Genomic DNA, 12,235 nt, shown 5'->3' on the forward strand with positions numbered 1-12,235 from the left:
CTTGACTCACAAACACATGTGGCCAGTCAAGCGATACAGACGGACACCTGGGCAGTTACGCGCAGCGAAGCAATCCAAAGTCTTCGCGGGACCCCTGGATTGCTTCGCTGCGCTCGCAATGACGGAGGAGAGAGGAATGGACGCTCTCGACAGTCGTTGTTCAGGATGTACTTGGCAAGCGGACGACTACGCCGGCGGCTGAAAACTCTTCAGCGTGCGAGTCTTGTACTCGTAGATCTTGCCGGTTTCGGTCCAGGACGGCAGGCACATCGGCAGGATGAACTCGGCGACCTGCTCGGGCGTCTCCAGCGTCATCGGGTCCTCGCCGGGCATCACCGTGGCGCGCATGCGGGTGCGGATCGGGCCCGGGCTGAACAGGTTCACGCGCAGCGGCGTGCGTTCGGTCTCGTGGGCCCAGACGCGCGCCAGGGTCTCGAGCGCGGCCTTGGTGACAGCGTAGGGGCCGAGATAGGCCTGGGCCTTATGGGCGGCGCCCGAGGTCAGGAACACCGCGCGGCCGGCGTCGGAGGCCTTCAGCAGCGGCTCCATGCAGCGGATCAGCTGGAAATTGGCGGAGAGGTTGACGGCGACCACGTCGTTCCACGGCTTCAAATCGATATGGCCGAGCGGCGAGGACGGGCCGGGCACGGCGGCGTTGCCGACGAGGATGTCGAGCTTGCCGTGGCGCTCATGCAGCGCCGCGCCGAGCCGGGCGATGCCGTCGCTGTCGGTCATGCTGAGCGGCACCAAAGTGGCGCCGTTGCCGGTGTCTTTCCGGATCTCGTCGTCGAGCTCCTCCAGCCCTCCTTGCGTTCGGGCGACGGCCACGACATGCGCGCCGGCGCGGGCAAGCGCGCGGGCGGTCGCATGGCCAATGCCGCGCGAGGCACCGGTGACGAGGGCAATCCGATTGGCGAGGGGAAGGGTCATGGCCGCAGGTCTCAATTGTCGTCATCCCCGCGGAAGCGGGGATCGATACTCCGCGGCGGTTATGAGGGAGTTGGCTGGTCGTGGCTAGTCCTGCCGGCCAAACGACGTTCGGTGGCTATGGGTCCCGGCTTTCGCCGGGACGACTGCCAACCTTATGCCGTCATTCCGGGGCGTGGCCGCAGGCCTCGAGCCCGGAATCTCAAGGTGAGTCGCGCAAGACAATGTCGAGATTCCGGGTTCGATGCTGCGCATCGCCCCGGAATGACGTCGTGAGGAGAGAGAGCCTCAGCTCGCCTCGGCCAGCAACGACAGCTGATGCTGGGTCGGCTCGACCAGCGACTGGTCGGTGAGGTTGGTCGGGTAGCTGCCGGTGAAGCAGTGGTCGGCGTATTTCGGCGCCGCGGGGTCGCGGGCCGGCTCGCCCATCGCGCGGTACATGCCGTCGATCGACAGGAAGGCCAGCGAGTCCGCGCCGATCAGCTCGCGCATCTCCTCGAGGGAATGCGTCGCCGCCAAGAGGCCGCCGCGGTCGGGCAGGTCGATGCCGTAATAGTCGGGATAGAGGATCGGCGGCGAGGCCAGGCGGAAGTGCACCTCGGTGGCGCCGGCATCGCGCATCATGCGCACGATCTTGCGCGAGGTGGTGCCGCGCACCAGCGAGTCGTCGATCAGGATGATGCGCTTGCCCTCGATCGCGGCACGGTTGGCCGAGTGCTTCATGCGCACGCCGGATTCGCGGATCGCCTGGGTCGGCTGGATGAAGGTGCGGCCGACATAATGATTGCGGATGATGCCGAGCTCGAACGGCACGCCCGAATATTGGCTGTAGCCGATCGCCGCCGGCACGCCGGAATCCGGCACCGGGACGACGACGTCGACCTCGGGATGGCTCTCGCGCGCCAGCTGTGCGCCGAACGCCTTGCGCACTTCATAGACCGAGCGACCGCCGACCACGGAATCGGGACGCGCGAAGTAGATGTATTCGAACACGCAGGGACGCGCCGGCTTCGGCGGGAACGGCTTGTGGCTGTGCATGCCGGTCTCGTCGAAGATCACGACTTCGCCGGGCTCGATGTCGCGGATATAGCGCGCGCCGATCATGTCGAGCGCGCAGGTCTCCGACGCCAGGATCGGGCAGCCTTCGAGCTCGCCATAGACCAGCGGACGAATGCCGAGAGGATCGCGCGCGCCGATCAGCTTCTTGTTGGTCATGCAGACCAGCGAGTAGGCGCCTTCGATCGCGCGCAGCGCCTCGATGAAGCGGTCGATGAAGTTGCTGCGGCGGGAATGCGCGACCAGATGCAGGATGACTTCGGTGTCCGTGGTCGACTGCATGATCGCGCCAGCGCGCACCAGCTCGCGGCGCAGAGTGAGGCCGTTGGTGAGGTTGCCGTTGTGGCCGACAGCAAAACCGCCCGCGCCGAGCTCGGCGAACAGCGGTTGCACGTTGCGCAGGATCGTCGCGCCGGTGGTCGCATAGCGGACATGGCCGATCGCGGCATTGCCGGGCAGGCGCTCGATCACCTCGCGGCGGGAGAAGGTGTCGCCGACCAAGCCAAGACGACGCTCGCTGTGGAAGCGCGCGCCGTCATAGGAGACGATGCCGGCGGCTTCCTGGCCGCGATGCTGGAGCGCATGCAGGCCGAGCGCGGTGATCGCAGCGGCATCGCTGTGCCCATAAATGCCAAACACGCCGCACTCCTCGCGCAGCGTGTCTCCATCTAGGTCTGGGTCTCTGATGTAGGCTTGGGGTCCGAAGTGCAGATCCGCGTCGGAGTCCATCTGGGCTTGGCCTGAAGAGTGTTGGCCGGAAGAATCGTGGTGCTGGTCCATCGCGCCTCTCTTCTGGGCTTGGCTCACTTGGCCGCGGGTTTTTCGATCAGCTTCTTCAAGCTGTCGCGGGCAGGCTTGCTGTACCCATCGCCGCCCGCTCCGGGCGACTCGGTGTCAGTCTGGTCTTCGTCCGGCTTGTTCTTCTTGAATTTCTTTAAAATGGTGTTCTCGGGATCATCAGGCAAGAGCGACATCAGCCAATCCCCGGTTCCCTGCAGGACCACACGGGATTTTGCGCCTGTAACCCAGTCCGGACGCTGCTTGTCCGGCACCAGCCAGCTAAAGAACAGGAAGGCGACCACGACGATCAGGAGGCCACGGCCCAGTCCGAACAGGAAGCCGAGGGTGCGGTCGAGCGCGCCGATCCGCGAATCGAGGATCATGTCGGAGATCTTGACCGTGATGATCGAGACGATGAGCAGCGTGCCCACGAAAGTACCGGCGACGACGACGACACTCGCCACCGTATCGTTGTTGAAATAGGTCTTGGCGGTCGGCAGCAGCTTCGAGAATGAATAAAGCGTGACCAGCGCGGCGGCGCCCCAGGCGGCGATCGACAGCACCTCGCGCATGAAGCCGCGGACCATCGCGAGCAGCCCCGACACCAGCATGACGCCGAGCAGGATGAGATCGAGGATCGTTACGGGCATCGGCTGCTCAGGTCCGCTTCACAGGTCCAAGGTTCGCTTCGAATCGCCCGGGATCGCTGCTGCTCCAGGTGGAGCGGAGCAGGGTTCCCCAGCAAGTCCGGATCCGGCACGATGCCGTGCGCGCGCCCGGTTGCGGCGTTGTATAGCGGCGAGTCACGGGAACGTCACGGTCCGGCTAGCCGTCCTGGCGGCGGAATCTCGCTGGTGTGGCATTTTTTTCGGCATGGCTCGGGGCGCGGCGGCCCTGATCGCGCGAATCGTCGTCGTCTCGGCCGCTGCCGTGGCGCGCGCGTGGCGTGCCGCGCGCGGCGATGTCTGCAACCAACGAGGTGAGTCCGCCGACGGTATTGAGGTTGAGGCCGGCATCGCCGCCGGCCTCGCCGCGGGCGCGCTCCGGCAGCACCACGCGGAGGAAGCCGAGCTTCGCCGCCTCCTTCAGCCGCGCCGAGGTCTGCGCCACCGGCCGTACCGCGCCAGATAGCGAGATTTCGCCGAAATAGACCGCATCGGGCGGCAACGGCGCGTTCACCAAGGATGATACCAGCGCCGCGGCGGCGGCGAGGTCCGCAGCCGGCTCGTGGATGCGCAGGCCGCCGGCGACGTTGAGATAGACGTCGTGGCCGGACAGCTTGACGCCGCAATGCGCCTCCAGCACCGCGAGCACCATCGACAGCCGGCTCGGATCCCAGCCGACCACGGCCCGGCGCGGCGTGCCGAGCGAGGTCGGCGCCACCAGTGCCTGCATTTCGACCAGCACCGGCCGCGTACCCTCGATGCCGGCAAACACGGCGGTGCCGGGGCTGCCGAGATCGCGCTCCGACAGGAACAGCTCCGAGGGGTTGGTGACCTCGCGTAAACCCAATCCCGTCATTTCGAACACGCCGATCTCGTCGGTCGGGCCGAAGCGGTTCTTCACCGCGCGCAGGATGCGGAACTGCTGCGAGCCTTCGCCCTCGAACGACAAGACAGCATCGACCATGTGCTCGACGACGCGGGGACCCGCGATCTGGCCGTCCTTGGTGACGTGGCCGACCAGGATGATGGCGGCGCCGGATTTCTTGGCGAACCTGATCAGCTTCTGCGCCGAGGCGCGCACCTGGGTCACCGTGCCCGGGGCCGATTCCACCGTGTCGGTCCACATCGTCTGGATCGAATCGATCACGATCAGCCGCGGCACCGTGCCTTCGGACAGGGTCGAGATGATGTCCTCGACCGAGGTCTCGGCCGCCAGCTGCACCGGCGCATCCGCGAGCCCCAGCCGCTCGGCGCGCAGCCGCACCTGCGCGACGGCTTCCTCGCCCGAGATGTAGACGGCGCGATGGCCGGCACGCGCCATCATCGCGGTGGTCTGGGTCAGCAGGGTCGACTTGCCGATGCCGGGATCGCCGCCAACCAGGAGAATGGAGCCGCGCACGAAACCGCCGCCGGTGACGCGGTCGAGCTCGGTCATGCCCGACGACAGCCGCGGCGCGTCGATGCTCTTGCCGGTCAGCGATTCCAGCTGGAAGGTGCGGCCCTTGCGCTTGGAGCGCAACGACACCGGAGCGGAGGTCGCACCCGTGGTGTCCTCCTCGGCCAGCGCGTTCCACTCGCCGCAGGCCTCGCATTTGCCCTGCCAGCGCGAATAGGCCGCGCCGCAATTCTGGCAGACGAAGGAGAGGGCGTTCTTGGCCATGGGGAAGAATCGATGCGGTCAGGAGTGGGCGGCGTTCCATAACATACTTAGACCTGCGGCCAGCATGATGCCATCCATCACCAGCCGGAACACGTCGGGCTTCATATGCAGCACGAAGCGCTTGGCGACGAAGGCGCCGGCCATCAGCGAGCCGCCGGCGATCTGGCCTTTCAGCAGGATATCCGGCGTCAGCGCGCCGAACCGCTGGAAGGTGATGGATTTGGAGACGTAGAGCCCGAGCGAGCTCGCGGCCTCGGTGGCGAGGAAGGCACCCTTCGACAGGCCGTAGAACAGGAACAGCGGCACGCTGAGCGGCCCGGTCGAGACCACGATGCCGGTCAGAAATCCGATCAGCGCACCGCCGAGCGCGAGGTGCCAGAGGCTGGCCTTGATTTCGTGCCGCGCCAGCCAATGCCGCACCGGCACCATGGCCATGAGAAACAGCCCGATGGTGATGTCGACGGCGTGTGACGGCAGGATCAGGAGGGTGCGCGCGCCGAGCGCCGCGGCCGGAATGCCGGTCACCGAATAGGCTGCGCAGGCGCGCCAGTCGACCTCGCGCCACCACGCGAGAATGCGCGACAGGTTCGCCATGACGGCCGCCACCGCCATGATCGGCACGGCCTCCTTCGGTCCGTACTCGTAGGCGAGCACCGGCATCAGCATGATCGACGACCCCGTGCCGACGATGCCGGACAGCGTGCCGGCGACAAGGCCGACGGCGAGGACGAACAGGAAGCCCAACGTTTCGTCCTCCGCAGGGGTGAGGCACGACCTTTCCGCACGTCATTGCGAGGAACGAAGCGACGAAGCAATCCAGGGCTACGCCCGCGGCCCTGGATTGCTTCGCTGCGCTCGCAATGACGGAGGAGGGAGCTGTGCCGGTGGTTAACGGGTGGTTCGACGGGAATCGAAATCGCCGATGATTGTGCGTCTGCATCTTTAAAAGTTGAAGCGTATTCGTCGCAACACGATCCGAAGTTTTCCAGCGAGACGACGATGCGCAGCGACCACCAGCCGAGACTTACGCCATCCGCAGCGACGTTTCCGCTGTTCGCAGGCGCGATGCTGGCGATGGAAGCGGGCGAGGTGATCTGCCTGCGGCTCGAGAAGTTCGCGCGCTGCGATCAGGATGCGTCGCAGGAGGCGCAGTTGATGGTGGCCGAGAAGATCGCGGCCGCCTTCGAGGCCGCGGCAAGCCTTTGCGCCGGTGCATCTCCGGCGGCGATCGTCGGCCGCTATCGCGAGCACGTCGCGGCCAATGCGCGACGGCTGTCAGCCTGAGTTGGACTGCGCGCGCCAGTCGCGCGGGCGCTGGCCGAAGCGCTGCTTGAAGCGGCGCGTGAAATGCGACAGATCCGAAAATCCCCAATCGAACGCGATGCGGCCGATGTCGCGGTCCGCGCAGGCGGGATCGCGCAAGTCGCGCGCGACGCCGTCGAGCCGGCGCGCCATCACGATCTCCGAGAAGCTGGTGCCGGCGCGCGCCAGGAGCTTGTGCACGTAGCGCTCGCTGATCCCGACGGACACGGCTATGGTGGCGACCGTCAGGCCGGGCTCGCGCAGCCGCTCATGTATGGCGCGCCGCAGCGCCAAGGTCGTGGCATCCGCGAACGAGGCCGTGGCATGCGCCTCCCGGCTGCGCGACACGCTCAGCGCGACGAGATCGAGCAGCACGTCGAACAGCGTCGTGGCGTCATCAGCCGAGAGTCGCAGCGCATTGGCATTGAGCGAACGGGCGGTCTCGACGATCAGCGCGCCGAGGCAGGGATCGTCCGACAGACGCGTCGGCACGATGTCCTGAACGGCCGGCAGCCGGCCGAACAACGCAGTGGCGGGCACGCGAAACGAGATGACGCCGAGCGACGGGCCGCGATCGTGCTGCAGCACGAAGGTGCGGTCGCTGTCGAAGATGCCGACCTGTCCGGCGGACAGGCTGACCTCGTGCTCGTTCTGCAGGATGGTGCAGCGGCCGGCGAGCTTGAGGTTGAGGTAGAAACAGCGCTGGTCGGAGGCCGCGATGTCGGTGCGCGAGCGGCGCACGATGTGCTCCGGGAAGGTGACGCGATTGATGGCGCCGCTGCCGATACTGACATGCTGCACCTCGGCCGAAAAGCCGATGCCGCGCGCCGGCTCGGGCGTCAGGTTCATGAACGCCTGGCAGATTGCTTCGCGATAATAGGAGAACTGCTCGGCCGGCCGCACCGCGGCCGTATTCCAGCTCCGCTGACGCTCAGCCTCCACGCCCGGCATCGGTTCACTCCGAGACCAATTGGTTCAGTTGCAGCCAAGCGCGGCGACCGCGCTCCGGCCATCCTCCTTGCACCGTCCCTCATCGTGCAAAGGAACTCGACCATGTCAACCTACGTCCTGGTCCACGGCGCCTGGCATACCGGCACCGAGCTCGAGCCGGTCGCCGCGCCGATCCGCGCCGCCGGCCACACCGTGCATCTGCCGACCATCCGCGGCAACCGTCCGGGCGATCCCAAGACCGTGGGCCTCGACGAGGCCATCAGCTCGATCGTCGACTACTTCACCGCGCACGACATCACCGACGCCGTGCTGATGGGCCATTCCTATGGCGGCATGGTCATCACCGGGGTCGCCGATCGCATCCCGGAGCGCATCCGCCGCCTGATCTATTGGAATGCATTCGTGCCCAATGACGGCGAATGCCTCAACGACATGGTGCCGCCGCACTACGTCGCGCTGTTCGATGCCGTCAGTAAAGAGCGAGGCGACGGCTCGGTGGTGCTGCCGTTTCCGATCTGGCGCGAGGCCTTCATCAACGATGCCGATCTCGCCACCGCCACGCGCACCTATGAAATCCTCAATCCGCATCCGAACAAGACCTTCACGGATGCGATCAAGCTGAAGACCAATCCCGCCGAAATGACGATCGCCAAATCCTACATCAACTGCACCGAGGACACGGCGCTGCCGCATAGCCTGCCATGGCATCCGCGCCTGTCCGGCAAGCTCGGCCTGTTCCGGCTGGTGCAGGTGCCCGGCAGCCACGAGCTGTGCTTCTCCGATCCCGCGCGGCTGGCGCAGGCGATCATGGATGCCGGGCGGGACTGACGCCGCGACGGTTCTCCGTGTGACGCCGGTTCGACAATCATTTCTGGTTGTGACCGGCGTCACATTCGCTGGGCGCGGGACCTGTCAGATTAATCTCCGATGAACGGACCCGGTTGGTCAGCAGTCTCTGTCACAGACATCGGAGAACGCAGTCATGGCCCAGCTCCCTCTCACCTCGTCCAAGCTTGTCAGTTCAAAAGCGCCCGCGTCGTCGGGCGGATCGAAAACCGGCTGGCTCGCGATGGCCGCCGGCGTGATCACCACGGTGTTCGCTGCGATCGGCGCGGTCAACAGCGTCATTCCCGCCGCCGCCAATGTCGGCACCAAGGTGCTCGAGACGCTGAACCTGCCGGCCTGCCTGCGCTACAGCGACCGCTATGAGGGCACGCAGAGCGCCTTTCGCAAGGAGGGCAAGCTGTGGCGCGAATATCCGCGGGGGTCGGAGACCTTCAGCTACGAGTTCAAGGAGATCCGCCGCACGCCCCAGGAGATCATGCTGTGGAACGTGACGCCGCGCGCCAACGTGCCGGATGCGGCAAGCCTCGTCGTGCATCTGCCGGTGTGCGGCGGCATGGCGGTGCTGACGGAGGGACTGCCGGAGCGTTCGACCAATCTCGAGCAGGTCTGGCCGGATCGCGGCTGACGCCGTGACGCGGCCGCGCCTACTTCAACACGATCCAGGCCGGCGCGTGATCACTGGCGCCGTCCTCGCCGCGAATGGCGCGATCGACGCCGGCCTTCTTGAGCCGCGGCGCGAGTGGCGGGCTGAGCAGCAGATGATCGAGCCGCAGTCCGGCATCGCGCGGCCAGCGGTTGCGCTTGTAGTCCCAGAAGGTGAACATCGGCGCCTGCGGATGCAGCGTGCGGATCGCGTCGCACCAGCCCTGATCGACCAGCGCGCGAAAGGCCGCGCGGCTCTTCGGCTGGATCAGCGCATCCTTGTCCCACGACTTCGTTGGGTAGATATCCAGCGGTGTCGGCGCGACATTGTAGTCGCCGGCGAGCACGACCGGCAGATTGTCCTTGATGAACTTGGCCGCATGCCTGTGCAGCCGCTTGAACCAGGCGAGCTTATAGTCGAATTTCGGCCCCGGCTGCGGATTGCCGTTCGGCAGATAGAGACAGCCGACGACGATGCCGCGCACGGCGGCCTCGATGTAGCGCGCCTCCTTGTCGGCGGGCGCGCCGGGCAGGGCGGTGCGGATCAGCACCGGCTCCGCCTTGCGCGCGAGGATCGCGACGCCGTTCCAGGTCTTCTGCCCCTGCCACACCGCGCCATAGCCGGCCTTTCCGATCTCATCGATCGGAAATTCGCCTTGCGCACATTTCAGCTCCTGCAGGCAGACGATGTCCGGCTTGGCGGCGCGCATCCAGGCCAGCAAGTTGGGGAGACGCCGCCGGACATTGTTGATGTTGAACGTCGCGATCTTCATGATGCCGCCGCTTGGGGGAAGGGTCGGATGAAAATGCTCGCAACCGCCATTTTGTTCACGCTGACGATCGCCGCCGTCCCTGCGGCGCAGGCGCAGCGGCTGCCGACCGACGAGGAGCGTGCCGCCTGCCAGGCCGATTACGACAAGTTCTGTATCGGCCTGATCCCCGGCGGCGGCCGCATCATCGCCTGCCTCACGCGGAACTATGCGCAACTCGCCGACGCCTGCAAGAAGATGGTCGACGCCTACAAGGCCGAGGTCAAGGAGTAGATTGCATCGGAGATGCGTCCGGCGCTCAGTGCTGCTACGCTGGCAGGATCAATGCACGAGTACGTCCCATGGCCAAGCCGCCGATCCCGCATCCGATCCTGTCGACCTCGCGGCTGACGCTGCGCCAGTTCCGACCCGATGATGCGGAAGGCCTGCATCGCTGCTACGGCGACGCGGCCGCGATGCGGTTCTGGAATCACACCGCTCACACCAAGCTCAGCGAGAGCGAGCGGAGCGCCCGCCGCTTCATCGATTGCACGCCGTCCTACTACCGGTTCTGGGCGGTGGCGGAGGCCAAGAGCGACCGCTGCATCGGCATGGTCAACTACCACGATGGTCAGATGAAGAGCCGGCGCGTCACGATCGGCTACATCGTCGATCCCGCCCGGCAGCGCGAGGGCATCGCCTTCGAGGCTGTGGCTGCGATGCTCGACTTCTGTTTCGGCGAGCTCGGCCTGCGCCGCGTGCAGGCGCTCATCCATCCCGACAACGCCGCCTCGCGCGGATTGGCGGAAAAGCTCGGCTTCCACTGCGAGGGCCGGCTGCGCGATCATCTGCGCGTCGGCGGCGAATGGCGCGACGACATGCTCTACGCGCTGTTGGCGACGGACGCGCGCGGGTGGACGCCGGGTCTCCGGACCACCTGAGCGCGGCGCCCCGCCGGTTGTGTCGGGCGTGTTTGGGGGCCATGCGGCCGAATGCGGTCGCCCGGCTTTGGCCAGGCTTGCCGCGGGGGATCTCGCGCGGGCCGCATGCGGCGCGTTAGGAGGATCTTAACTACGATCCGGTCGCCGCAACTATCGAGCTACCGCTCGAAGTGTTTCTGAATGTATCATGTAACCTCTCACTCTTGACCCTCACCTCGGCAACCCACGAGCCCCAGGCGGCCAGGCGCTCGCCTGGATGTTCGACCTAAGGTCGAGAACTGGGAAGAGCGCCATTCAAGAATTGAAACGCGCGAGATTGTGACATGAATGTTCCTGCACTTCTGATTGCGACCGCTTTCGGCGCGGCATTTCTGGCCGCGGAGCTGCGCTGGCAGATCCATCCGTCGACCACGATCAGCCCCACCGTGGTCATGAGCGCCCTGTCTTCCGAGCACATGAAAGCGCGAACGGCGGTTCGCAATGTGCTGCTCGACCCGGACTCGGCGCAGTTCGAGAGCATGCGCTCGGTGACCGAGGGCACCTCGAAGCTCGTTTGCGGCCTCGTCAAGGCGAGGGATCGAAGCGGCAGTCTTTCCCAGGCCGCCTTCGTCTATGCCGTCGACATCGATTTCGCCCGTGTCGATGATGGCGGACGGATGACGCGCCAGCAGTCGGCCTACAGGCCATGTCCGGCGCCGGAGGCCGAGCAGACGATCGCCCAGACCGACAAGAAACTCACGCTATCGCCGACCGCGCTCGCTCTGGTGAAGACCGCCCAGAAGCTGATCCCCGAGGGCGATCCCGCGACCTTGACCGAGCTGTCGGCGACGCTCGCGCCTGAGGGAGCCTCCGGCGGAGGCGGGGCAGGCGGCCAGCGCATGGAGCAGCAGATCGGCGCGCTCGCCGCACGCACGGCGCTTCCCGCGCCGGGCGGCACTTCAGGGCAGGGCGGCACCGGGACCGAAAGAGTCGCCGTCAGCAAGCCAGTCGAATGGCGCGCCGATCAGCCGCCACGTGCCTGGCCAAAGTTTCCGCAAGGCCATCCGCTGGCGGAGCCGGCGCCGAAGCGACCGCCGGCGGACGCGCTGGCCATGGCGAAAGACGTCGAGGAGCGCTGGAAAAGATCGGAAGCCGCCGGCGATCCGCGGCTGCGTCCGTCATCGAAGCAGATCAGGGAGGCCTGCCGGGCGCTGCTGACGATCGACACCATCGACATCGAGTATCGCCAGGCCTGGGCGGCATTCGTCCGCCTGCAGGAGATGGACAGGAAGGTGGCCGCCGGATAGCGGTCGACGACCGGCGCCGGCGCAGTGGTCACGCGCAAACTTCGCCCTTATGGTGATCGTGTCGAACACCGATCTCCCGGCCAAACGCCGGGGCAGCCTCAGCGGAGAACAACCAGTCCATGGCCAAAGCCTATTGGGTCGCAACCTATCGCGCTATCAGGGACCCCGAAGCGATGGCCGCCTACGCGCAGGTCTCGCGACCGGCTCTTGAAGCCGCGGGAGGCCGCGTGATCGTGCGCGGTCTGCCGGCCGCCGTGTTCGAGCTCGGCTTGACCGAACGCGTCGTGATCATCGAGTTCGACAGCGTGGCAGCCGCCAAGGCAGCCTACGAAAGCCCCGCCTATCAGGCAGCCCACGCGCTGCTCGGCAATGCCGCGGATCGCGACATCCGGATCGTCGAAGCAGCCGCGTGACGGGCTGAGGTCGTGCA

At 66.4% G+C, this 12,235-nt stretch carries 14 protein-coding genes; 7 read left to right on the forward strand and 7 right to left on the reverse strand.

Annotated elements, in window-relative coordinates:
• Positions 1-186 precede the first annotated feature (186 nt).
• From ACQR1L_RS28290 to ACQR1L_RS28310, 5 genes are all read right to left on the reverse strand, one after another.
• Entirely contained in the window at positions 187-930 is a 744-nt protein-coding gene (locus ACQR1L_RS28290; protein ID WP_434861201.1) for an SDR family NAD(P)-dependent oxidoreductase, read from the reverse strand.
• 285 nt (positions 931-1,215) lie between these two features.
• A complete protein-coding gene (purF, locus tag ACQR1L_RS28295) occupies positions 1,216-2,763 on the reverse strand; it encodes an amidophosphoribosyltransferase (protein ID WP_434861202.1) in 1,548 nt (515 codons plus the stop codon).
• Between the two features lie 23 nt (positions 2,764-2,786).
• Positions 2,787-3,413, reverse strand: coding sequence for a CvpA family protein (locus ACQR1L_RS28300; RefSeq protein WP_434861203.1), 627 nt, complete (start codon positions 3,411-3,413; stop codon positions 2,787-2,789).
• Positions 3,414-3,588: 175 nt separating this feature from the next.
• Positions 3,589-5,088 (reverse strand): DNA repair protein RadA, encoded by a 1,500-nt coding sequence (gene radA / locus ACQR1L_RS28305; RefSeq protein ID WP_434861204.1) that lies wholly within the window; start codon positions 5,086-5,088, stop codon positions 3,589-3,591.
• Between the two features lie 18 nt (positions 5,089-5,106).
• Positions 5,107-5,832 carry a sulfite exporter TauE/SafE family protein gene (locus ACQR1L_RS28310; RefSeq protein ID WP_434861205.1) on the reverse strand — a complete coding sequence of 242 codons (726 nt, stop codon included), beginning with the start codon at positions 5,830-5,832 and terminating at the stop codon, positions 5,107-5,109.
• A gap of 255 nt (positions 5,833-6,087) precedes the next feature.
• Here ACQR1L_RS28310 and ACQR1L_RS28315 point away from each other — a divergent pair, with 255 nt between their 5' ends.
• The gene (locus tag ACQR1L_RS28315) at positions 6,088-6,372 is read left to right on the forward strand and encodes a hypothetical protein (protein ID WP_434861206.1); all 285 of its coding nucleotides are present in this window, start codon (positions 6,088-6,090) and stop codon (positions 6,370-6,372) included.
• Here the strand turns inward: ACQR1L_RS28315 and ACQR1L_RS28320 are convergent.
• Complete coding sequence (locus ACQR1L_RS28320; RefSeq protein WP_434861207.1) at positions 6,364-7,341, reverse strand: helix-turn-helix domain-containing protein; 978 nt, start codon at positions 7,339-7,341, stop codon at positions 6,364-6,366. The genes ACQR1L_RS28315 and ACQR1L_RS28320 overlap by 9 nt on opposite strands.
• Before the next feature lie 102 nt (positions 7,342-7,443).
• On the opposite strand from ACQR1L_RS28320, the gene ACQR1L_RS28325 reads away from it, so the two are divergent.
• The gene (locus ACQR1L_RS28325; RefSeq protein ID WP_434861208.1) at positions 7,444-8,169 is read left to right on the forward strand and encodes an alpha/beta fold hydrolase; all 726 of its coding nucleotides are present in this window, start codon (positions 7,444-7,446) and stop codon (positions 8,167-8,169) included.
• 154 nt (positions 8,170-8,323) lie between these two features.
• Positions 8,324-8,812, forward strand: a complete 489-nt coding sequence (locus ACQR1L_RS28330; RefSeq protein WP_434861209.1) for a hypothetical protein — start codon at positions 8,324-8,326, stop codon at positions 8,810-8,812.
• A gap of 19 nt (positions 8,813-8,831) precedes the next feature.
• Here the strand turns inward: ACQR1L_RS28330 and xth are convergent, their stop codons facing one another.
• Positions 8,832-9,602: an exodeoxyribonuclease III gene (gene xth / locus ACQR1L_RS28335; RefSeq protein WP_434861210.1), complete on the reverse strand. Its 771-nt coding sequence runs from the start codon at positions 9,600-9,602 to the stop codon at positions 8,832-8,834.
• A gap of 27 nt (positions 9,603-9,629) precedes the next feature.
• Here xth and ACQR1L_RS28340 point away from each other — a divergent pair, with 27 nt between their 5' ends.
• From ACQR1L_RS28340 to ACQR1L_RS28355, 4 genes are all read left to right on the forward strand, one after another.
• Positions 9,630-9,872: a hypothetical protein gene (locus tag ACQR1L_RS28340; RefSeq protein ID WP_434861211.1), complete on the forward strand. Its 243-nt coding sequence runs from the start codon at positions 9,630-9,632 to the stop codon at positions 9,870-9,872.
• A 68-nt stretch (positions 9,873-9,940) separates the two neighbouring features.
• Positions 9,941-10,519 carry a GNAT family N-acetyltransferase gene (locus ACQR1L_RS28345; protein WP_434861212.1) on the forward strand — a complete coding sequence of 193 codons (579 nt, stop codon included), beginning with the start codon at positions 9,941-9,943 and terminating at the stop codon, positions 10,517-10,519.
• Between the two features lie 323 nt (positions 10,520-10,842).
• The gene (locus ACQR1L_RS28350; protein WP_434861213.1) at positions 10,843-11,805 is read left to right on the forward strand and encodes a hypothetical protein; all 963 of its coding nucleotides are present in this window, start codon (positions 10,843-10,845) and stop codon (positions 11,803-11,805) included.
• Positions 11,806-11,924: 119 nt separating this feature from the next.
• A complete protein-coding gene (locus tag ACQR1L_RS28355; protein WP_434861214.1) occupies positions 11,925-12,218 on the forward strand; it encodes a DUF1330 domain-containing protein in 294 nt (97 codons plus the stop codon).
• The last annotated feature ends 17 nt before the right edge of the window (positions 12,219-12,235 follow it).

Origin of the sequence: Bradyrhizobium sp. HKCCYLR20261 (genome assembly GCF_051168435.1) — a bacterium.
In the GTDB taxonomy this organism is placed as follows: domain Bacteria; phylum Pseudomonadota; class Alphaproteobacteria; order Rhizobiales; family Xanthobacteraceae; genus Bradyrhizobium.

Bases quoted from the DNA above. Each gene is read 5' to 3' on its own strand.
- ACQR1L_RS28290 (WP_434861201.1), bottom strand. From the start codon at position 930: ATGACCCTTCCCCTCGCCAATCGGATTGCCCTCGTCACCGGTGCCTCG.
- purF (WP_434861202.1), bottom strand. From the start codon at position 2,763: ATGGACCAGCACCACGATTCTTCCGGCCAACACTCTTCAGGCCAAGCC.
- ACQR1L_RS28300 (WP_434861203.1), bottom strand. From the start codon at position 3,413: ATGCCCGTAACGATCCTCGATCTCATCCTGCTCGGCGTCATGCTGGTG.
- radA (WP_434861204.1), bottom strand. From the start codon at position 5,088: ATGGCCAAGAACGCCCTCTCCTTCGTCTGCCAGAATTGCGGCGCGGCC.
- ACQR1L_RS28315 (WP_434861206.1), top strand. From the start codon at position 6,088: ATGCGCAGCGACCACCAGCCGAGACTTACGCCATCCGCAGCGACGTTT.
- ACQR1L_RS28320 (WP_434861207.1), bottom strand. From the start codon at position 7,341: ATGCCGGGCGTGGAGGCTGAGCGTCAGCGGAGCTGGAATACGGCCGCG.
- ACQR1L_RS28325 (WP_434861208.1), top strand. From the start codon at position 7,444: ATGTCAACCTACGTCCTGGTCCACGGCGCCTGGCATACCGGCACCGAG.
- ACQR1L_RS28330 (WP_434861209.1), top strand. From the start codon at position 8,324: ATGGCCCAGCTCCCTCTCACCTCGTCCAAGCTTGTCAGTTCAAAAGCG.
- xth (WP_434861210.1), bottom strand. From the start codon at position 9,602: ATGAAGATCGCGACGTTCAACATCAACAATGTCCGGCGGCGTCTCCCC.
- ACQR1L_RS28340 (WP_434861211.1), top strand. From the start codon at position 9,630: ATGAAAATGCTCGCAACCGCCATTTTGTTCACGCTGACGATCGCCGCC.
- ACQR1L_RS28345 (WP_434861212.1), top strand. From the start codon at position 9,941: ATGGCCAAGCCGCCGATCCCGCATCCGATCCTGTCGACCTCGCGGCTG.
- ACQR1L_RS28350 (WP_434861213.1), top strand. From the start codon at position 10,843: ATGAATGTTCCTGCACTTCTGATTGCGACCGCTTTCGGCGCGGCATTT.
- ACQR1L_RS28355 (WP_434861214.1), top strand. From the start codon at position 11,925: ATGGCCAAAGCCTATTGGGTCGCAACCTATCGCGCTATCAGGGACCCC.